Below are 19,856 nucleotides of genomic sequence, written 5' to 3' on the forward strand. Positions count from 1 at the left end.
GGTCCGCTGTCGCGCGGGCGCGACGGCTCAAGCCCCCTGGCCCTGGTTCTGCATCAGGCCACCGTCCATGAAGTAGGTCGACCCGGTCACGTAGTCGGCGTCGTCGCTGGCCAGGAAGACGGCCAGCTTGGCGATCTCCGACGGCTGCGCGGCCCGCTTCCAGGGGATGCTCTGCACCTGCTGCTCCAGGTACTCCGGGTCGTCGATGGCCCGCTGGTTGAACGGGGTGAGCACCATGCCCGGCCCGATGTTGTTGACATTCATCCGCATCGGCGCGACCTCCAGCGCCAGGCTCTTGGCGAACTCCAGCATGGCGCCCTTGCTGGTGTCGTAGTCGGCGCCGCCGGCCCGGGCGACCTCCTGGTGGATCGAGGTGATGTTGATGATCCGCCCGCCGCCGCCCTGGTCGCGCCGGTGCCGGACGAAGCGGCGGGAGCAGAAGAAGGCCCCGTAGACGTTGGTCCGGATGCACCGGTCCCAGGTCTCGGTGTCGAGGTCGGCGACCGGGATGCCGGAGGCGTCCACCCCGGCGTCGTTCATCAGCACGTCCAGCCGGTCGAACTCGGCGAGGGCCTCGTCGAACATGGCCTCGACCTGGTGTTCCACGCTGATGTCGCCCTGCACCACCACGGCCCGCCGGCCGGTCTTCTCGATCTCGGCCCGGGTGTGGTTGGCCCCGGCGTGGTCGTGCAGGTAGTGCACCACCACGTCGGCGCCCTCGCGGCCGAACTCGATGGCGGTGGCCTGGCCGATGCCCGAGTCGGAGCCGGTGATCAGGGCGGTCCTGCCCGCCAGGCGTCCGGTCATCCGCATGCTCCCTCCGTAGTGGCCGCGCCGGTCGGCACGGCCGGTCGGTCGGTCCGGTCGCCGAACCGCTCGGCGGCCGCAGTGATCCGGCCCGCGGCGTTGATCAGGCCGATGTGCGAGAAGGCCTGCGGGAAGTTGCCCAACTGCTCGCCGGTGACCTGGTCGATCTGCTCGGCGTACAGGCCGAGATCGTTGACCCGGGCGGCGACCTGACCGAACAGCCGCTGGGCCCGGTCCAGCTCGCCGGCCTCGGCCAGGCAGCCGGCCAGCCAGAACGAGCAGATCACGAAGCCCGCGGGGTCGTCGTCCCAGCGGCGCAGCAGGCCGTTGCGGGACAGCCGGCGCTCGACCACGTCGATCGTGGCGCGCATCCGCGGGTCGTCGGCGGGCAGGAACCCGACCAGCGGCATGATCAGCACCGAGGCGTCCAGGTCCTCGGAGTCGAACGCGCCGGTGTACGCGCCGACCCGGTCGCTCCAGCCCCGGTCGAGCACCGCCGCACGCACCTCGTCGCGGGCGGCCGCCCAGCGCGCCACGTCGGCGGGTTCGCCGATCCGGGGCCCGAACCGGACGGCCCGGTCCAGCGCCGTCCAGCACTGCACCTTGGACGACAGGTAGTGCCGCTCGGTGTCGCGCGCCTCCCACATCCCGGCGTCGGGCCGGTGCCACTGCCGCGCGGCCTGGTCGGCGAGGGCGTGCAGCAGGTGCCGCACGTCGGCCGACATCGGGTCGAGATAGTGGCGCATCAGCCACGCCGCGTCGAGGACCTCGCCCAGCACGTCGGTCTGCCGCTGCCGCCAGGCGTCGTTGCCGATCAGGACCGGCCGGCTGCCGGCGTACCCGGCGAGGTGGTCGAGGCGGTGCTCGGTGAGGTCCCGCTCGCCCTCGACGCCGTACATGATCGGCACCGGCTCGTCGTCGATCCGGCCCATGGCGCGGGCCACCCAGCTGAACTGCCGGTCGGCCTCGTCGGGGCAGGCGGCCAGCCAGAGGGCCTGGAGGGTGAGGCTGAAGTCGCGCAGCCAGACGAAGCGGTAGTCGTAGTTGCGGTCCCCGCCCAGCTGCTCGGGCAGCGAGGTGGTGGGCGCCGCCACCACCGCCCCGCTGGGTCCGTAGGTCATCCCCTGCACCACCATCGCGCTCCGGCGGACCAGGTCCCGGTAGAGGCCGTGGTATTCGTGCAGGTCGGCCCAGGACCGCCAGCCGGCGACGGTGTCGGCCACCACCTGGTCGGCGTCGGGCAGCGCCGGCGCGCCGCCCCGGTAGGTCGGGGCGTACCCGAGGGTGAAGTGGTGGGTGCTGCCGGCGCGGGCGGTGAACCGTCCGGCCGCGCCGCCCTCGCCGCAGGTCAGCGGCACGTTGGCGCGCAGCTCCAGCCGGCACGCGCCGGCCGTCGCCCCGATCACCCCGTCGACGTCGGTGAGGTAGGCGCGGACGCGGCCGTACTCGAAGCGGGGTGCGTAGTCGACCCGCATCGGCACCTCGCCGGTGAGCCCCTCGACCACGCGGGCGAGCACCCGCGGCGACCGCAGCCCGACGTGGTGCCCGCGCGCGCCGGGCTCCAGCGCCAGGGCGTCGGTGACGGCCACCGTCCCGGTCGCGGTGCGGAAGACGGTACGCAGTACGAGCGCGTCCTCCAGGTAGGACCGGGTGCTGGTGAACTCACCCTCGGGCCGGATGCTCCAGTGCCCCGCGTCGTCGTCGAGCAGCCGCCCGAACACCGACGGCGCGTCGAAGCGGGGCGGGCACCACCAGTTCACCGCGCCGGCCAGGTCCACCAGGGCCGCGCTGTGCCCGTCGGCGAGGAAGCCGTGCTCGCTGATCCGTCCGGTCCGCACGGCGATGGCTACCCGGCCGGGCGGCCGCCATGCGCGCCGCCATCCGTGCGGGCCGACGCGTTACCGGCCGACGGCAGTGGGAACGCGGCGGGCTGACGAAGGAGGATGCTCATGACCAGACCCTCGAGTCCGACCGCGGCCTGGCGGCCCGGCATGCCGGGTAGCGACAACATCCCCTCCGGTCCCAGCGGTCGTCCGTCGCCGCCGAGCGGGGACGGGCACGGGCCGCAGGCCGGCGCACCGACCGTCACGATCGGGTCGTACCCGGACTATCCGTCCGCGCAGCGGGTGGTGGACTATCTGGCCGACAACCGGTTCCCGGTGGAACGGACCGCGATCGTGGGGACCAACCTCACCCTGGTCGAGACCGTGATGGGACGGCTCACCACGGGCCGGGCCGCCCTGGTGGGCGCGGGCACGGGCGCCTGGTTCGGCCTGTTCATCGGGTTGCTCTTCGGCATCTTCACGGCGGGGAACTGGCTCGCGGTGATCCTGGTGGGCCTGGTGATCGGGGCGATCTGGGGCGCCGTGTTCGGCGCGGTCACCCACGCCATGACCGGGGGCCAACGGGACTTCACGTCGGCCAGTTCGCTGCGGGCCAGCCAGTACGCGGTCACCGTGGACGCGGACCTGGCCGACCAGGCCCGGCAGTTGCTCGGCCGGATGCACCTGACGCCGACGGGCGCCACCGCCCGCTGACCGGTCGTTCCCGACGCCCCGGCGCGTTCCGTCGCGCCGGGGCGTCACCGTGTCAGTGGTAGGCCCGCTCGCCGGCGCGGATCGGGACGTCGACCCGGTTCTCCGGCGGGGCGAGGGGGCAGGCCCACCGGTCGTCGTAGGCGCAGCTCGGGTTGTAGAGGTAGTTGGCGTCGAGCCGGACGCGGTTGCCGGGCAGCACGGTGAGGCCGCGCCCGAAGGTGCCCTTCACGGTGTCGGTCAGGTAGCGCCCGCCGCCGTACGCCTCGGCGCCGCAGGTGGCGTCGCGCAGCGGGAGGAACAGCCCGCCCCCGTACGCCTCGATCCACCACAGGGTGAGCGGGCCCCAGGGCGTCTCCGCGACCGCGACCCGCCGGTACCGCACCACTCCGTCGGGGCCGCCGGTGTCGATGGTCTCGGTGCCGGACGCCGGGCGCAGCGGCGCCTCGACCACGGCGGCCGGGTCGGGCGGGAACCAGCGCAGCCCGGTGAAGCCCGGCCGGTCGGCGGCCGGCAGCGGGCTGCTGGGATGGCTGCGGAACAGCTCGTCCCGGGCGGCCCGGAAGCCGGCCAGGTCGAGGTCGGAGAGGTAGAGCCGGGCCACCCGCTCCCGCCAGTCCTGCACGTCGAGATCGTCCACCCTCCGACCCTAGCCCGGTCGCTCGGTTCAGATTTCAACGTCATCGCCGTCAAGCACCCCTGTTGCACGGCTCACGGCCGAGACGAAGCGCTTGTTTAAATTTTAAATAGTGCTACTGTCGTGGCCATGACGGAGAGCCTGGACGCCGAGCGGATGGCCTGCTGGCGCGCGTACATCGAGGCGAGCCAGCGGCTGTTCACCCAGCTCGAGGACGACCTGCGCGCCGACAGCGAGCTGAGCTTCGCCGACTACCACGTGCTGGTGCTGCTCTCCGAGGCGCCGGGGCAGCGGCTGCGGATGGGCGAGCTGGCCGGCCGGCTCGTGTTCTCGCCGAGCCGGCTGACGTACCAGATCTCCTCGATGCAGAAGCGCGGCCTGGTGGCCCGGGAGTCGTGCCCGGACGACCGGCGCGGCAGCGAGGCGGTGCTCACGGCCGCCGGTCTGCTCACCCTGCGCGAGGCCGCGCCGCACCACCTGCGCTCCGCGCGTACCCACCTGATGGACGACCTCGACGACGCCGAGGTCGCCTGCCTCACCCGGGTCTTCGAACGGCTCGGCCGGCGCCTGCGCGCCGACCGCGACGTGTCGTCCACCCCGGCCGACAAGTAAGGAGCCCGAGATGCCCGCCATCACCGTCGACGACGTCCTCGTCCTGCCCCGCCTGCCGGAGCTCGCCGAGTCCACCACCTACCGTCCGGTGCGCCGGGTGACCACCGCGCCGAGCGGCTACGAGGGCGAGGGCTTCCCGGTCCGCCGGGCCTTCGCCGGGGTGCCGATCACCGAGCTGGACCCGTTCATCCACCTCGACCAGATGGGCGAGGTCGACTATGCCCCGGGCGAGCCGAAGGGCACCCCGTGGCACCCGCACCGGGGCTTCGAGACGGTGACCTACATGATCGACGGGATCATGGACCACCAGGACTCGCAGGGCGGCGGCGGCACCATCACCGACGGCGACACCCAGTGGATGACGGCCGGTCGTGGCCTGCTGCACATCGAGGCGCCGCCGGAGCACCTGGTGATGAGCGGCGGCCTCTTCCACGGCCTCCAGCTCTGGGTCAACCTGCCCCGCGTGGCGAAGATGAACCCGCCCCGCTACCAGGACATCCGCGGCCGGGAGTCGGCCCTGCTGACCACGCCCGACGGCGGCGCGCTCATCCGGGTCATCGCCGGCGAGGTCGCCGGCCACCGCGGCCCGGGCTCGACCCACACGCCGATCACCATCGCGCACGTGACGCTCCAGCCCGGCGCCGAGCTGAACCTGCCCTGGCGGCCGGACTTCAACGCGCTGGTCTACGTGCTGGCCGGCCGGGGCACCGTCGGCACCGACCGGCGACCCGTCCACCTCGGTCAGCTCGCCGTGCACGGCGCGGGCGACGCGCTGCGGGTCACCGCGGACGCGCGACAGGACGCCAACACCCCGGCGCTGGAGCTCTACATCATGGGCGGCCAGCCGATCCGCGAGCCGGTGGCGCACTACGGCCCGTTCGTGATGAACACCCGGGCCGAGCTGATCCAGGCGGTCGAGGACTACCAGGCCGGCCGGCTCGGAGTGGTCCCGGCCGAGCGGGTGCCCCACAGCGGCGGCGAGGGCGACCGCCCCTGACCGCTCGATCCGACGGGCGTCCCGGTTCCCCCGGGGCGCCCGTCGCCGGTCTCAGGAGACGGCGAAGATGCCGGCCACGCCGAGGATCACCATCAACAGGACCGCCACCAGCGCACCCCGTTCCCCCTCCACCGCCTGCTCGCGGTATTCGGTCACGGTGTTCGTCGTCTCGGCGGGCATGCTGTGGCCTCCTCGGTTTCGCGATCCAGGGGTCGGTGCACCCCCACGCGAGCACCCCGCCGACCTGGGGCGGTCAGCGTGCGGGGCCGTGCCGGGGGTCCTACCGTGAGGACGTTGTCGACCTCGGGAGGCTGGAACGTGGCTACGCGGGACTGGTTCCTCTCCGCACAGGAACGCGCCAACCCAGGGTCTGAATTACCCGTCTGGACGAGCGGAAACCTCGCCGAGCCGTTAATTCACGGCGGCGCGTACTTCGACCGGCTGGTCAGCGAGGTGGAACAGCTCCGGGAGGGCGACCACCTCTTCTTCACCGACTGGCGGGGAGACCCCGACCAGCGGATGCGGCCGGACGGCCCGACCGTGGTGCAGCTGTTCGCCCAGGCCGCCCAGCGTGGGGTGGTCGTCAAGGGCCTGATCTGGCGCTCCCACCTCGACGCGCTCTCCTACAGCGAGGAGGAGAACCGCGACCTCAGCGAGGCGATCTGCGCCGCCGGCGGGGAGGTGCTGCTCGACCAGCGGGTCCGCCGCGGCGGCTCGCACCACCAGAAGCTGGTGGTGCTGCGCCACCCCGGCGCCCCGGAACGGGACATCGCGTTCGCCGGCGGGATCGACCTCTGCCACAGCCGGCGGGACGACGCGGCGCACGGCGGCGACCCGCAGCCGGTCGCCATGTCCCCGCGGTACGGCCCGCACCCGCCCTGGCACGACGTGCAGCTCGCCCTCCGCGGGCCGGTGGTCGGCGCGCTGGACACCACGTTCCGGGAACGGTGGACCGACCCGATGCCGCTGGACTCGGAGAACCCGCTGGCCTACCTCCGGGACCGGCTGCGCGGCTCGGACCTGAGCCCGGACCCGCTGCCCGACCAGCCCGCCGACCCGCCGCCCTGCGGGCCGCACCACGTCCAGGTGCTGCGCACCTACCCGGCGGTGCGCCCGCGCTACTCGTTCGCCCCGGACGGCGAGCGGACGGTGGCCCGCGGCTACACCAAGGCGGTCCGCCGGGCCCGCCGGCTGATCTACCTGGAGGACCAGTACCTCTGGTCGACCGAGGTGGCCGACCTGTTCGCCCGGGCGCTGCGCGAGCAGCCGGAGCTGCACCTGGTGGCCGTGGTGCCGCGACACCCGGACGTGGACGGCCGGTTGGCGCTGCCGCCGAACATGGTCGGCCGCGCGCAGGCCCTCGAACTCTGCCACCGGGCCGCCCCGGACCGGGTGCACGTCTTCGACGTGGAGAACCACGAGGGCACCCCCGTCTACGTGCACGCGAAGGTCTGCGTGGTGGACGACGTCTGGGCCAGCGTGGGCAGCGACAACTTCAACCGGCGCTCGTGGACCCACGACAGCGAGCTGTCCTGCGCGGTGCTGGACGACACCCGGGACGAGCGGGCCCCCACCGACCCGGCGGGACTGGGCGACGGGGCCCGGGTGTTCGCCCGGGAGCTGCGGCTGCGGCTCTGGCGCGAGCACCTGGACCGGGACCCGGACGGCGGGGAGGACCACGACCTGCTCGACCCGGCCGACGCCGTCGCGGCGATCACCTCGGCGGCGGAGGCGCTGGAGCGGTGGCACGAGTCCGGGCGGACCGGTCCCCGCCCGCCGGGTCGGCTGCGGCCGCACCGGCCGGAGCGGCTGCCCTGGCACACCCGGCTGTGGGCGCTGCCGGCGTACCGGCTGGTCTACGACCCGGACGGCAGGCCGCTGCGGGCCCGGCGCGCCGGCACCTGGTGAGCCGCCGCGACCGGGTCGCCGGTGGCCAGCGGCTCGTCCAGCGCGTTCGGCCGGGCCGGGTACGCGAACGACACCCGGGGCGAGTAGAAGCCCCAGCAGACCTGTAGCGGGTTGGCCGGCCGGAGCGCGTACACCGGGTGCTCCGGGGCGAGGAATTCCACCGACTCGACCTCGAACGGCGACACCGGCTCGGCCACGTACGGGTAGTCCGCGACGATCAGCTCGCCGTCGCGCTCGGTGAGGTAGCGGTGGTGGCCGTTGTGCGCCTCGGTGCCGGTGTGCCCGACCTGGGCGATCACCTGGATGAGCGGACGCCTGTCGGCCCACGTCTCGGTGACGAGCCGACCACCCCGGACGTCGACCAGGGTCTCCCCCGCCCCGGCGGGGGCGCCGCGGGCGGACGCGTACTGCCGGACCCGCGGGCTGGAGGCGAGGTAGTGCGTCCACCAGCCGGCGGGGGTGTCCCCGTCGGGCGGCTCCATGTCCGCGAGCGAGACACCGAGGAAGGTGAGCGAGTAGGCGCCGAACCCGGAGGTCTGGGTCTCGTCGTCGACCACGTACTGGCAGAGGAAGACCTGATGGTCGGGGTGCGGGCGGAGGCCGGCCGGGACGAGCGCCGCGACCGCGTCGGGGTCCGCCGGGAGCCAGCTGAACAGCAGGGTCCGGGCGTTGACGACGAGTTGCGGAGCGGCGGGATCCAGCACGGTGCCTCCGTAGACGTGTACACCTGGACGCTACGGGCGGTCCCGTCGGCGGGACAACGACGGAAAGGCGACACTCTGCGCCGACTGTCGGGTTTCATGTTGACCGGTCGGCCCGCCGGATCGTCCGTCCGGTCAGCCGGTGCGGACCGCCTCGCCCCACGGCGCCGGTCGGCCATCCGAGGGATTCTGCCCCGGTTCACACGCTTCATGCCTTGACACGGCTTAAGTACATCGTACTTTCGGCTAGATTTTCTCCGGCCGATCAGGTTAAGGTGGCTTCCGAATGGCCTGACTGAAGCTAAACCGAAGCCTCACGTCTTTTTGTTTCGCGGACGAGGTGCAGGGAGGACCACCCATGACCGCGCACACGATCAGCGAACCGGCGACAACAACGCCGTCCACGACCGAGAAGCTCGACCCGCGGGCGCTCACCGACAGCGCCGCGGACCTGCTCAACGCGATGGCGGCCCTGCCCGCCAACCACCCGTCGCGCTCCGCGCTGCGCGACCGGGCGATCGAGGCCTGGCTGCCGCTCGCCAACCACCTCGCCCACCGCTACAGCGGTCGCGGCGAGCCCACCGACGACCTGGCGCAGACCGCCGCCGTCGGCCTCATCAAGGCCATCGACAAGTTCGACCCGTCCCGCGGCGTCGACTTCGCCGGCTACGCCATCCCGACCATCATCGGCGAGCTGAAGCGCCACTTCCGCGACCGCACGTGGGACATCCGGGTGCCGCGCCGCCTCCAGGAGCTGCGGCTGGCCATCTCCGACGCCAACAGCTCCCTGCTCCAGAGCCTCGGCCGCTCGCCGACGGTCGCCGACATCGCCGGCCACCTCAACCTCACCGAGGAGGAGGTCCTGGAGGGCCTGGAGGGCGCCCGCGCCTACAACGCGGTGTCGCTGTCCACCCCGACCGGCGACGGCGACCGGGCCACCGAGCTGGGCGACATGCTCGGCGGCGAGGACGGCGAGTTCGAGCTGGCCGAGCTGCGGGTGGCCCTCGGGCCGGCGCTGGCCACGCTCGACGAGCGCGAGCAGAAGATCCTCACGCTGCGCTTCTACGGCAACCTGACCCAGTCGCAGATCGCCGAGCAGATCGGCGTCTCGCAGATGCACGTGTCCCGGCTGCTGGCCCGGGCGCTCACGAAGCTGCGCGGGCAGCTCGACGGAACGTACTAGGGGGTGGCGGCGGTGGCCGGGTCGGCGGGCCCGGCCACCGTTCACGTCCACTCCGGCCCGGTCGGCGATGCGCCGGCCGGGCCGTTCCGCGCTCAGCGCAGGACCAGGAGGTCCAGCGCGTCCACCACGGGGGCGTCCGGAGTCCGTCGCGCCGCCGCGCGCAGCCGGCGCAGCCCCCGGTCGTAGTCGGCGTCGTCGAGCAGCATCAGCGGGGTGTGCGCGGCCCGCCGCAGCCCGTCCGCGGCCGCCCGCAGCGACCGGGCGCTGACCTGGGGCACCGGCTCCAGCGCCACCGGGGCGAACCCGGCCGGCTCGAACGCCGCGCAGACCTCGGCGACCGAGGGATAACCGTCCAGCACCCGCAGCGCCTCCGGGAACCAGCGGAACAGGCTGACGCCGCCACCCCGGCCCGCGAAGACCGACCGGATCAGCACCGGAGCGCCGGGCCGCAGCACCCGGCGCAGCTCGGCCGCGACCGCCGGCAGGTCGGGCAGGTGGTGCACCACCGTGGAGAGCCACGCGCCGTCCAGGCCGGCCGCCGCGAGCGGCAGCGCCTCCGCCCGGCCCGCCACCATTCCCGGGTACGTCGACCGGGCCCGCATGGCCGCGGCCGGCTCGACCGCCAGCACCCGCACCCCGTACCAGTCGCGGAAGGCGGCGGCCCAGGCGCCGGTGCCGGCGCCCACGTCGAGCACCCGGTCGCCGGGTCCCACGGGCAGGTGCCGGGACACCGCGTCGCGCCAGCTCGCCAGGCCCTCGGCCGGCAGGTGCCGGGTCGCCGCGAAGGCGGCGGCCGAGGGTTCGTCGTACGCCATCATGGCCATGACCCTCACTCCACGCGATGAAGCGGTCACGGTCAATGTGAGAAGTCGAACAGGACCCCGCGCCGGCCGCCCGGTCGGGAGTGCGAGAGTGGGTCGGTGCTCTCCGACGTCTCCCTGGACCTGCCGGTCCGGCCGGTGCTGCCGGCGCTGGTCGAGGCGCTGGGCGCGGCCGGCGCGGCGGTCCTGGTGGCGCCCCCGGGCACCGGCAAGACCACCCTGGCGCCGCTCGCGGTGGCCGCCGAGGTCCCCGGCCGGGTGGTGATCGCCCAGCCCCGCCGGGTGGCCGCCCGGGCCGCCGCGCACCGGATGGCCGCCCTGCTCGGCGAGCGGGTCGGCGAGCGGATCGGGTACGCCGTGCGCGGCGAGCGCCGGGTCGGCCCGCGGACCCGGATCGAGGTGGTCACCACCGGCCTGCTGGTGCGCCGGCTGCACCACGACCCGGAGCTGCCCGGCGTCGGCGCGGTGCTGCTCGACGAGTGCCACGAACGGCAGCTCGACGCCGACCTGGCGCTGGCGTTCACCGTGGAGGCGCGCGGCACGCTCCGGCCGGACCTGTGGCTGCTGGCCATGTCGGCCACCCCCCGCGCGGACCGGTTCGCCGCGCTGCTCGGCGGGGGTGATCCCGCGCCGGTGGTGCGGGCCGAGGCCGCCCTGCACCCGGTGGACCGGATCTGGGCGCCGCCGCCCCGCCCGGTCGCCGCACCCGGCGCGGGCCGGGTGGACCCGGCGCTGCTGGACCACGTGGCGGCCACGGTGCGCCGGGCGCTGCGCGAACGGGACGGGGACGTGCTGGTCTTCCTGCCCGGCGCCGGCGAGATCGCCGCTGTCGCGGGCCGTTTGGCCGACCTGCGTGACGCGGTCGCCGTGCTGCCCCTGCACGGCCGGCTCCCCGGTTCCGCGCAGGACGCGGCGCTGGCGCCGCTGCCGGGACGGCGCCGGGTCGTGCTGGCCACCGCCGTGGCGGAGAGCAGCCTGACCGTGCCCGGGGTACGCGTCGTGGTGGACGCCGGGCTGAACCGGGTGGCCCGTACCGACCTGGCTCGCGGGCTGGGCGCGCTGGTCACCGTGCCGGTCTCCCGGGCGGGGGCCACCCAGCGGGCCGGCCGGGCCGGTCGGGAGGCGCCGGGGGCGGTCTACCGGTGCTGGTCGGAGGCGACCCACGCCCGACTCGCCCCGCAGCCCGAGCCGGAGATCGCCACCGCCGACCTGACCGGGTTCGCCCTGGAACTGGCCGCCTGGGGCACGCCGGACGGCGCCGGCCTGGCGCTGCCCGATCCCCCGCCGCCGGCCGCGCTGGCCGTCGCCCGGGACACGCTGACCACCCTCGGCGCGGTCGACGCCGACGGCCGGATCACCGCCCGGGGGCGGGCCATCGCGGCCGCCGGCGCGCACCCCCGGCTGGCCCGGGCACTGCTCGATGGCGCGGAGCGGGTCGGCGCCGACCGGGCCGCCGAGGTGGTGGCACTCCTCGCCGAGGAAACCCTGGCCGGCGCGAACGACGACCTGACGGCCCTGTGGCGTCGCCTCCGCACCGCCGCCGACCCGGCCGCCACCGCTCGCTGGCGCGCCGAGGTACGCCGCCTCCGCACCACCCTCCCCACCCCACCCCCTCCCCGCGATCTTGCAGTTGGCGCCCCGGCAGAAGGGGCGAAAGGCCCACGACGGGGGCGCCAAGTGCAAGATCGCGGGGTCGACGGGGCGGAGGGGCTCACGGATGATCTTGCGGCGGGGCTTCTCGTCGGGTTGGCGTACCCGGAGCGGTTGGCTCGGGTCCGGCGGGTTGGCGGGTCGGCGTACCTCATGGCGGGTGGGACGGCCGCGGAGCTGGCGGGCGGGTCGGGGCTGGTGGGATCCGTTTGGTTGGCCATCGCGGTGGCCGACCGCTCCCCCGGCGCGCCGACCGCGCGGGTCCGGCTGGCCACCCCCGTGGACGAGGCGACCGCCCGGGAGGCCGGCGGGCCGCTGCTGCGCGCCGCGCGCGAGGTCGGCTGGTCCGGCGGGGACGTGGTGGCCCGGGAGGTGGTGCGGCTCGGCGCGATCGAACTGGTCGACCGACCCCTCGCCGCGCCCGACCCGGCGGAGCTGGCCGAGGCGGTGCTCACCGGGCTGCGCCGGGAGGGCCTGGCGCTGCTCACCTGGACGCCGGAGGCCACCGCGCTGCGCCGGCGGCTGGCCTGCTGCCGGCAGGCGCTCGGCGACGGGTGGCCGGACGTCTCCGACGCCGCGCTGCTCGCCGCCGCACCCACCTGGCTGGGCCCGGAGCTGGCCCGCGCCCGCCGCCGGGCCGACCTGGCCCGGGTGGACGTGGCGGCGGCGCTGCGGCGGCTGCTGGACTGGCGGCAGGCGGCCCGCCTGGACGAGCTGGCGCCGGAGCGGCTCCCGGTGCCCAGCGGGTCGCGGATCCGGCTGGACTACGCCGACCCGGCCGCCCCGGTGCTGGCCGTGAAGCTCCAGGAGACGTTCGGCTGGCAGGACGCGCCGCGGATCGCCGACGGCCGGGTGCCGGTGCTGCTGCACCTGCTCTCCCCCGCCGGCCGGCCGGTGGCGGTCACCGCCGACCTGGCCTCCTTCTGGCGGACCGGCTACCCGCAGGTGCGGGCGGAGCTGCGCGGCCGCTACCCCCGCCACCCGTGGCCGGAGGACCCGACCAGCGCCGAGCCGACCCGGCGGGCCAGCCCGCGCCGGCGCTGACCGGCTACTCCTCGACGACGTCGGCGATGACCACGGTGACGTTGTCCGGGCCGCCGGCCCGCAGCGCCAGGTCGATCAGCTTGGCCGCGCACGCCTCCCGGTCCGGGTAGCCGCCGAGCACCTCGGCGAGGGTGTCGGGGCGGACGACGTTGGAGAGGCCGTCGCTGCACAGCAGCCACCGGTCGCCGGCCCAGGGCACCATCGTGGCGTAGGTCGGGGAGACCTCGTCGCCCTGCAACGCCTGGGTGACCACGGCCCGGCGGGGGTGGCTGCTCGCCTGCTCGGCGGTGATCACGCCCTGGTCGACGAGCATCTGCACGAAGGTGTCGTCGCGGGTGACCTGCTTCAGCACGCCCTCCCGGAACAGGTAGGCCCGGGAGTCGCCGACGTGCGCGAGGGCCAGGCAGCTGCCGGTGCGGGCGAAGAGCAGCGCGGTCAGGGTGGTGCCCATGCCCTGTCGTTCCGGGTCCTCCTCGACCGCCCGCCGGATCCCCGCGGTGGCCCGCTCGATGCCGCCCTGGAGGGCGGCGACCAGCGCGTCCTCGGGGGTCTCCACGTCCAGCGGCGCGAACGCGTCCATCGCGATGCGGCTGGCCAGGTCACCGGCGGCCATGCCGCCCATGCCGTCGGCGACGGCGACCAGCCAGGTGCCGGCGTGCTGGGCGTCCTGGTTGCCACTGCGGATCAGCCCACGGTCGCTCGCCCCGACGGAACGAAGCTTCAGGGTCATGGGAGGCAGCCTGCCAGTTGGAGGACTCGGTTGTCTCTAGGAGATCAGGACCATGCTACGTGGCGCGGCGAATCTCACTGTCGGCGGCGGGGTGCGGGCCATCGGGCCAGATCGATTGACAGCGCGAGAACACGCTGGAAACATCGATGCGGTAGTGGGAGCGCTCCCAGCTCCCGGCCCCCTGCTGAGCACGGAAGGAACCTCCGTGACCCCATCCCGACGCCGGCTCACCGCCCTCGCCGCGGCCGCCGCCCTGGCGCTCACCGGCGGCACCGCCGCCCCGGCCCGCGCCCAGGTGCCGCCGGACGCCCCCGAACAGCTGCGCAACGGCGACTTCAGCGCCGGCACCTCCCCCTGGTTCTCCTACGGCACCGGCGACCTCGGGGTCACCGACGGCCGGCTCTGCGCCACCGTCCCCGGCGGCCTGGCCAACCCCTGGGACGCCGGCATCGGCCAGGACGCCGTGCCGCTCATCGCCGGCGCCGAGTACGAGCTCTCCTTCGAGATCTCCGCCACCCCCGGGGCCGCGGTCAAGGCCGTGCTCCAGCTCGGCAGCGCGCCCTACACGACGTACGCCAGCGTCGACGCCACCGCGACCGGCGCCGCCCAGCACGTCGCCCGGACGTTCACGGCCCCGGCCGACAACGCCGGCGCCCAGTTGATCTTCCAGGTCGGCGGAAGTCCCGAGGCGCAGACGTTCTGCCTCGACAACGTCTCGCTGCGCGGCGGCGAGGCGGCCCCGCCCTACGAGCCGGACACCGGGCCGCGGGTGCGGGCCAACCAGGTCGGCTACCTGCCCGGCGGGCCGAAGAACGCCACCGTGGTCACCGACGCCGCCGAGGCGCTGCCCTGGCAGCTCAGGTCGGCCGCCGGGACCGTGGTGGCCGGCGGGACCACCACCCCGCGCGGCGTCGACCCGGCCTCGGGGCAACGGGTGCAGACCGTCGACTTCTCCGCGTACCGCACCCCGGGCACCGGCTACACCCTGGTCGTCGACGGGGAGACCAGCCACCCGTTCGACATCTCCGGCACCCTCTACGACCGGCTGCGCGCCGACTCCCTCCAGTTCTTCTACGCCCAGCGCAGCGGCACCCCGATCGACGGCGACCTGATCGGTGCCGCCTACGCCCGCCCGGCCGGCCACCTCGGCGTGGCGCCCAACCAGGGCGACACCGAGGTGCCCTGCCAGCCCGGCGTCTGCGCCTACTCCCTCGACGTGCGCGGCGGCTGGTACGACGCCGGCGACCACGGCAAGTACGTGGTCAACGGCGGCATCGCCACCTACCAGCTGCTCAACGCCTTCGAGCGGACCAGGACCGCCGAGAGCGCCGCCGGCGGACCGGCGCTGGGCGACGCCACCCTGCGCGTGCCGGAGCGCGGCAACACGGTCCCGGACATCCTCGACGAGGCCCGCTGGGAGCTGGAGTTCCTGCTGCGCATGCAGGTGCCGGCCGGCCAGCCGCTCGCCGGGATGGTCCACCACAAGATCCACGACCGGAACTGGACCGGCCTGCCGCTCGCCCCGCAGGACGACCCGCAGCCCCGCGAGCTGCACCCGCCGCCCACCGCCGCCACGCTCAACCTGGCCGCCGTGGCCGCCCAGTGCGCCCGCCTCTTCGCCCCGTACGACGCCGCGTTCGCGGCCCGCTGCGGCGCCGCCGCGAAGACCGCGTACGCGGCGGCCAGGGCCCACCCGGCGGTCTACGCCTCGGCGACCGACGGCACCGGCGGCGGCGCGTACGACGACACGAACGTCGCCGACGAGTTCTACTGGGCGGCCGTCGAGCTGTGGCTGACCACCGGCGCGTCGGCCTACCTGACCGACCTCACGGCATCGCCGCTGCACACCGCCGACGTCTTCGCCACCGGCGGGGCCTTCGGCTGGCAGAGCGTGGCCGCGCTGGGCCGGCTCGACCTGGCCACCGTGCCCAACGGCCTGCCGGCCGCCGAGCGGACCCGGATCCGCGCTTCGGTGACCGCCGCGGCCGACCGCTACCTGGCCACCGTGCGGGACCAGGCGTACGGGCTGCCGCTGCCCGGCGGGGCCGAAGCGTACGTCTGGGGCAGCAACAGCAACCTCGTCAACAACGCGATCGTGCTGGCCACCGCGTTCGACCTGAGCCGGGACGCGAAGTACCGGGACGGGGCCGTGCAGAGCGCCGACTACCTGCTCGGCCGCAACGCGCTGAACATGTCGTACGTGACCGGCTGGGGCGAGCAGCACGCGCGCAACCAGCACAGCCGGATCTTCGCCCACCAGCTGAACCCGGACCTGCCGAACCCGCCCGCCGGTTCCCTCGCCGGTGGCCCGAACGCCGCCCTCCAGGACCCGTACGCGGCCAACCTGCTCGCCGGCTGCGCGCCGATGTTCTGCTACGTGGACGACATCAACTCGTACGCGACCAACGAGGTGGCGATCAACTGGAACTCGGCGCTGGCCTGGCTGGCGTCGTTCCTCGCCGACCAGGGCGTGGCGGCGGCCGTGCCGGCGCCCACCTGCGCGGTCACGTACACCACCCACGGCAGCTGGTCGGACGGCTTCACCACCCAGGTCACCGTGAAGAACACCGGCACGGCGGCGGTGAACGGGTGGAGCCTCCGGTGGGCGTTCGTCGGTGACCAGAAGGTGAGCGGCCACTGGTCGGCGAAGGTCACCCAGTCGGGCGCCACGGTCACGGCGGAGAACGAGTCGTGGAACGCGAGGATCGCCCCCGGCGGCACGGTCACCTTCGGGCTGAACGGCGCCACGTCCGGCGGCCCGAACCCCAACCCGAACCTGATCACCCTCAACGGCGGCGCCTGCACGCTGTCCTGACGGATCCGCACCGAGGGGTGGTCGTCCACGGCGGCCACCCCTCGCGCGTCCCGCACGCGGCGTCGCGTGACGGGCACGATCCGTAACGGTAGGGTCGGCGCGAGTCCGGGACGTCCACGATGGAGGCGGATGTGAACGAGGCGCTGCGGATCGCCATGGCCGAGGCGGGCGAGACGGCCGAGTCCCTGGCCGGGCGGATCGGGGTGGACCCGAAGACCGCCGCCCACTGGGTCAACCCGGGCCGGGTGCCGCAGACCCGGCACCGGGCCCAGGTCGCCGCCGCGGTCCGCCGGGAGATCGGGGAGCTGTGGCCGGACGTGGTCCGCCGCCGGGAGCCGGTCTGGTTCCTGCCCTGGGCCGAGGTGGAGAGCCGGACGGACACCCTCCGCTCCTTCCAGCCGTCGGTGCTGCCCGGCCTGCTCCAGACCGCGGAGTACGCGCACGCGGTGCTGAGCAGCGGGCCGCTCGGCGCGGACGAGGTGGAGGGTTACGTGGCCGCCCGACTGGCCCGCCAGGCCGCCGTCTTCGACCGGCCCCGGCCGCCGCTGACCATCTTCGTGGTGGACGAGGCGGCGCTGCGCCGGGGCGACCCGGAGATCATGCAGCCGCAGCTCGACCACCTGGTCAGCATGGCCCAGCGTCCCCGGGTGCTGCTGCACGTGCTGCCGCTGCGGGCCGGCTTCCACCCCGGCCAGGCCGGGCCGTTCGTCATCGCCAGCAGCGACGACGCCGAGGACGTGGCCTATCTGGACGACCAGGCCGCCGGGCGGACCACGAAGGACGTTGCCGCCCTCTGGCAGGTCTGGGACACTCTCAGGTCGGTGGCGCTGCCGCGCGACCAGACCATCCACCTCCTGAAGGCACGGCCATGGCTGACCTGACCGGCGCCCGCTGGCGCACCAGCACCCGCAGCAGTTCCAACGGCGGTGACTGCGTCGAGGTCGCCGACAACCTGCCCGGTGTCGTCGCCGTCCGCGACTCCAAGGACCGCGCCGGCGGCACCCTCACCTTCACCCCGGCCGCCTGGCACGCGTTCGTCGACGCCCTCCGCGAGCCCGCCCGGGGCTGACCGGGCCGGGTACCGTCCCCGCGTGGCGTACCTCTTCCTGCTGGGCGCGATCACCGCCGAGGTGATCGGCACCAGCCTGCTCAAGGCGACCGACGGCTTCACCCGGCTCTGGCCCACGCTCGGCGTCGCGGTCGCGTACCTGTCGTCGTTCGGGCTGCTGTCCCTGACGGTCAGGGACATCCCGGTCGGCGTCGCGTACGCGGTCTGGTCCGGGCTCGGCACCGCCGCCATCATGGCGATCGGGGCGGCCTTCCTCGGCGAGCCGCTGAGCCTCGCCAAGGTGGCCGGCGCCGGCCTCGTGATCGCCGGGGTGGTCGTGCTCAACCTCGGCGGCGCGCACTGACACGGAAACCGGGTGGACGCCCGCGGCGCGCGTCCGCGAGGGTGGCGGCCATGGACGGGGACGGACTGTCCGGCGCGGAGCGCCGGGTGTGGGCGGCGCTGCCGGCAGGGACGCGTGCCGCCCTGGCCGGACTGCCGGCGGCGGACCTGCGGACACTGCTGCTCACCGTGGCCCGGGACCGGGCCGCGACCGTCCGCCCGGCCGAGGTGGTGCGGCGCTGGCGCGAGGACCGCTTCGTCCGCCCGGCCGATGTCGACCCGCGCGCGCTCGCCCGGCTGGAGGCCCGCGTCTGGGACCTGCTGCCGGCCGACGTGGCGGGGGTCGAACTGTCCCCCGTCGCCCCGCTGGGCACCTGCGCCGCCGTGGCGCCGGTGAGCCAGAACCGGATCGTCGGCACGACCCGCGGCACCGAGGTGGTGAGCGACCCGACGAACGCCCTGGCCGTCGAGGCGGCGGTACGCCGGCGGCGGGCCGGCGAGGTGCACGTGGCCGCCGCGCACCGGGTGCTCCGGGCGCAGGACTTCGGCCCCGGCGCGGGAGCGCACTTCCGGCTCTTCACGCTGGTGTCCAGCGCCCGGGACACGGGATCGGGCCGCACCGAGGCACGGCTGCTCGTGCGGCACCTGACGTTCTGGCGGTCGGTGCTCACCGAGCTGGCCGGTCCGGCCACGCCGGCGCTGCACGTCACGCTCCTCGACGACCCCGTCCTGGCCGACCGGCTCGCCGACACTGTCCGCCCGGCGCTCGCCGGCGGGGCCGTGCCGCTGCGGGACGAACCGGAGCGGGAGCGGGGGCGCGGCTACTACGTGGGCGTCGCCCTGCGCCTCACCCTGGCCGGCGGCGACCGGGAGGTGGGCGACGGCGGGTTCACCGACTGGACGGCCCGGCTGACCGGCGACGCCAAGGAGCGCTGCCTGATCTCCTGCCTGGCCACCGAGCGTCTGGTGCGTCCGTGAGCCGTCTCGTGGTCCAGCGGATCCGGCTGCGCTGGACCAGCCGGGACGCGGCCGCGGCCACCGTCCGGGGCCGGCTCCCCCAGACGTACGCGCTGCCGCGACTGCCGGCCGGCGGGCTCACCGTGCACGAGGTGCTGCGCGACGAGGCCGCCGACTACCGGCCGGTGGAGGAGGTCCGGGAGGGCGAGGGCGCGGCCCGCGAGGTGGGGCTCTGGATCGAGTGGCGCGACGGCGTGGCGCTGGTCGACCGGCTACCGGGCCACGCCTCGTTCCCGGTGCGGCGGGCCGGCGCCCGCCTCTTCACCCTCGCCCCGGGCCAGCTCGGGAGGTGGCGGGCGAACTTCCGGTTCACCGGCTGCCAGTGCTCCGCCCGCTGGTGGTACGAGCAGTGGACCGTGCACGTCGCCCACGCGCCCGCCCACGCCGATCTGTTCCGGGACGCGCGCTGGTCGCGGGACCGGGACGATCGGGTGCACCTGTACGGCGGTCCGCGTCCCGGCCGCCGCTGAGCCGGCGTCAGGCCACCGGCCGCCGCATGGCGACCCGGTCGGCCGGGTCCAGCCCGAGCGCCGCCTCGGCGGCCAGCAGGCCGGCCAGCCCCGGGGTCACCTCGGCCCCGGTCAGCTCCCGGAACCCGCAGCGCGCGTAGTACGGCCCGTTCCACGGCACGCTGCGGAACGTGGTCAGGGTCAACGCGGGCAGTCCCACCCCGGCGGCCCACCCGGCCACGTCGTCGAGCAGGCCCCGGCCGATCCCCCGCCGCGCGTACCCGGGATCGACGCTGAGCTGCTGCACGTGCGCGCAGCCGTCGACCAGGTCGACCACCGCGAAGGCCACGGGCCGGTCCGCGGCGTCGACCGCGACCCGTAGCCGGCCGGCCCGCTGGGCCGCGGCCAGCACATCCAGCGGCAGCGGTGGCATGTCGGCGACGTCGGCCATGCCGATCTCCCGGAACGGGGCGCCGGAGGCCACCTCGATCCGCTGCACCTCGGTCACCTCGTCGGCCCGGGCGGTCCTGCTGCGCTCCACGGCCCGACCCTGGCAGAACG

The 19,856-nt window shown here is 75.0% G+C and carries 20 protein-coding genes; 12 read left to right on the top strand and 8 right to left on the bottom strand.

Annotation, left to right across the window (positions count from 1 at the left end):
- Positions 1 to 27 precede the first annotated feature (27 nt).
- Entirely contained in the window at positions 28 to 807 is a 780-nt protein-coding gene (locus tag FXF50_RS09470; RefSeq protein ID WP_148426845.1) for a glucose 1-dehydrogenase, read from the bottom strand.
- Positions 804 to 2,645: a glycoside hydrolase family 15 protein gene (locus tag FXF50_RS09475; RefSeq protein ID WP_148426846.1), complete on the bottom strand. Its 1,842-nt coding sequence runs from the start codon at positions 2,643 to 2,645 to the stop codon at positions 804 to 806. Before FXF50_RS09475 ends, FXF50_RS09470 begins: the two co-directional genes overlap by 4 nt.
- Before the next feature lie 111 nt (positions 2,646 to 2,756).
- Here FXF50_RS09475 and FXF50_RS09480 point away from each other — a divergent pair, with 111 nt between their 5' ends.
- Complete coding sequence (locus FXF50_RS09480; RefSeq protein ID WP_148426847.1) at positions 2,757 to 3,344, top strand: general stress protein; 588 nt, start codon at positions 2,757 to 2,759, stop codon at positions 3,342 to 3,344.
- A 52-nt stretch (positions 3,345 to 3,396) separates the two neighbouring features.
- Here FXF50_RS09480 and FXF50_RS09485 read toward each other — a convergent pair whose 3' ends face one another.
- On the bottom strand, positions 3,397 to 3,981 hold the full coding sequence (locus FXF50_RS09485) for a DUF1684 domain-containing protein (RefSeq protein WP_091310220.1): 585 nt from the start codon (positions 3,979 to 3,981) through the stop codon (positions 3,397 to 3,399).
- A gap of 126 nt (positions 3,982 to 4,107) precedes the next feature.
- On the opposite strand from FXF50_RS09485, the gene FXF50_RS09490 reads away from it, so the two are divergent.
- Positions 4,108 to 4,590 (top strand): MarR family winged helix-turn-helix transcriptional regulator, encoded by a 483-nt coding sequence (locus FXF50_RS09490; RefSeq protein ID WP_148426848.1) that lies wholly within the window; start codon positions 4,108 to 4,110, stop codon positions 4,588 to 4,590.
- A 10-nt stretch (positions 4,591 to 4,600) separates the two neighbouring features.
- On the top strand, positions 4,601 to 5,587 hold the full coding sequence (locus FXF50_RS09495; RefSeq protein ID WP_148426849.1) for a pirin family protein: 987 nt from the start codon (positions 4,601 to 4,603) through the stop codon (positions 5,585 to 5,587).
- Positions 5,588 to 5,638: 51 nt separating this feature from the next.
- Here FXF50_RS09495 and FXF50_RS29780 read toward each other — a convergent pair whose 3' ends face one another.
- Entirely contained in the window at positions 5,639 to 5,767 is a 129-nt protein-coding gene (locus FXF50_RS29780; protein ID WP_255509960.1) for a hypothetical protein, read from the bottom strand.
- Positions 5,768 to 5,905: 138 nt separating this feature from the next.
- Between FXF50_RS29780 and FXF50_RS09500 the strand changes: the two genes are divergently transcribed.
- Entirely contained in the window at positions 5,906 to 7,495 is a 1,590-nt protein-coding gene (locus FXF50_RS09500) for a phospholipase D family protein (protein ID WP_148426974.1), read from the top strand.
- Here the strand turns inward: FXF50_RS09500 and FXF50_RS09505 are convergent.
- Entirely contained in the window at positions 7,444 to 8,199 is a 756-nt protein-coding gene (locus FXF50_RS09505; RefSeq protein ID WP_148426850.1) for a hypothetical protein, read from the bottom strand. The two genes, FXF50_RS09500 and FXF50_RS09505, sit on opposite strands and share 52 nt — an antisense overlap.
- 355 nt (positions 8,200 to 8,554) lie before the next feature.
- Between FXF50_RS09505 and FXF50_RS09510 the strand changes: the two genes are divergently transcribed.
- Entirely contained in the window at positions 8,555 to 9,379 is an 825-nt protein-coding gene (locus FXF50_RS09510; protein WP_148426851.1) for a SigB/SigF/SigG family RNA polymerase sigma factor, read from the top strand.
- A 92-nt stretch (positions 9,380 to 9,471) separates the two neighbouring features.
- Here the strand turns inward: FXF50_RS09510 and FXF50_RS09515 are convergent, their stop codons facing one another.
- Complete coding sequence (locus FXF50_RS09515) at positions 9,472 to 10,203, bottom strand: class I SAM-dependent methyltransferase (protein WP_148426852.1); 732 nt, start codon at positions 10,201 to 10,203, stop codon at positions 9,472 to 9,474.
- 96 nt (positions 10,204 to 10,299) lie between these two features.
- Here FXF50_RS09515 and hrpB point away from each other — a divergent pair, with 96 nt between their 5' ends.
- Positions 10,300 to 12,894, top strand: a complete 2,595-nt coding sequence (gene hrpB, locus FXF50_RS09520) for an ATP-dependent helicase HrpB (protein WP_148426853.1) — start codon at positions 10,300 to 10,302, stop codon at positions 12,892 to 12,894.
- A gap of 4 nt (positions 12,895 to 12,898) precedes the next feature.
- Here hrpB and FXF50_RS09525 read toward each other — a convergent pair whose 3' ends face one another.
- A complete protein-coding gene (locus FXF50_RS09525; protein WP_148426854.1) occupies positions 12,899 to 13,624 on the bottom strand; it encodes a PP2C family serine/threonine-protein phosphatase in 726 nt (241 codons plus the stop codon).
- A gap of 205 nt (positions 13,625 to 13,829) precedes the next feature.
- Between FXF50_RS09525 and FXF50_RS09530 the strand changes: the two genes are divergently transcribed.
- From FXF50_RS09530 to FXF50_RS09555, 6 genes are all read left to right on the top strand, one after another.
- Complete coding sequence (locus FXF50_RS09530) at positions 13,830 to 16,439, top strand: glycoside hydrolase family 9 protein (RefSeq protein ID WP_148426855.1); 2,610 nt, start codon at positions 13,830 to 13,832, stop codon at positions 16,437 to 16,439.
- A 119-nt stretch (positions 16,440 to 16,558) separates the two neighbouring features.
- A complete protein-coding gene (locus FXF50_RS09535) occupies positions 16,559 to 17,320 on the top strand; it encodes a DUF5753 domain-containing protein (protein ID WP_370464090.1) in 762 nt (253 codons plus the stop codon).
- The gene (locus FXF50_RS09540) at positions 17,308 to 17,508 is read left to right on the top strand and encodes a DUF397 domain-containing protein (protein ID WP_148426856.1); all 201 of its coding nucleotides are present in this window, start codon (positions 17,308 to 17,310) and stop codon (positions 17,506 to 17,508) included. The genes FXF50_RS09535 and FXF50_RS09540 overlap by 13 nt, the downstream gene beginning before the upstream one ends.
- 22 nt (positions 17,509 to 17,530) lie before the next feature.
- Complete coding sequence (locus FXF50_RS09545) at positions 17,531 to 17,851, top strand: multidrug efflux SMR transporter (protein WP_148426857.1); 321 nt, start codon at positions 17,531 to 17,533, stop codon at positions 17,849 to 17,851.
- A gap of 50 nt (positions 17,852 to 17,901) precedes the next feature.
- Positions 17,902 to 18,807 (top strand): hypothetical protein, encoded by a 906-nt coding sequence (locus tag FXF50_RS09550; RefSeq protein ID WP_148426858.1) that lies wholly within the window; start codon positions 17,902 to 17,904, stop codon positions 18,805 to 18,807.
- Positions 18,804 to 19,316: a hypothetical protein gene (locus tag FXF50_RS09555; protein WP_148426859.1), complete on the top strand. Its 513-nt coding sequence runs from the start codon at positions 18,804 to 18,806 to the stop codon at positions 19,314 to 19,316. Before FXF50_RS09550 ends, FXF50_RS09555 begins: the two co-directional genes overlap by 4 nt.
- Positions 19,317 to 19,323: 7 nt before the next feature.
- Here FXF50_RS09555 and FXF50_RS09560 read toward each other — a convergent pair whose 3' ends face one another.
- Positions 19,324 to 19,836 (bottom strand): GNAT family N-acetyltransferase, encoded by a 513-nt coding sequence (locus tag FXF50_RS09560; protein ID WP_255509961.1) that lies wholly within the window; start codon positions 19,834 to 19,836, stop codon positions 19,324 to 19,326.
- Positions 19,837 to 19,856: the final 20 nt, after the last annotated feature.

This window comes from Micromonospora sp. AP08 (assembly GCF_008085935.1).
GTDB lineage: Bacteria > Actinomycetota > Actinomycetes > Mycobacteriales > Micromonosporaceae > Micromonospora > Micromonospora chersina.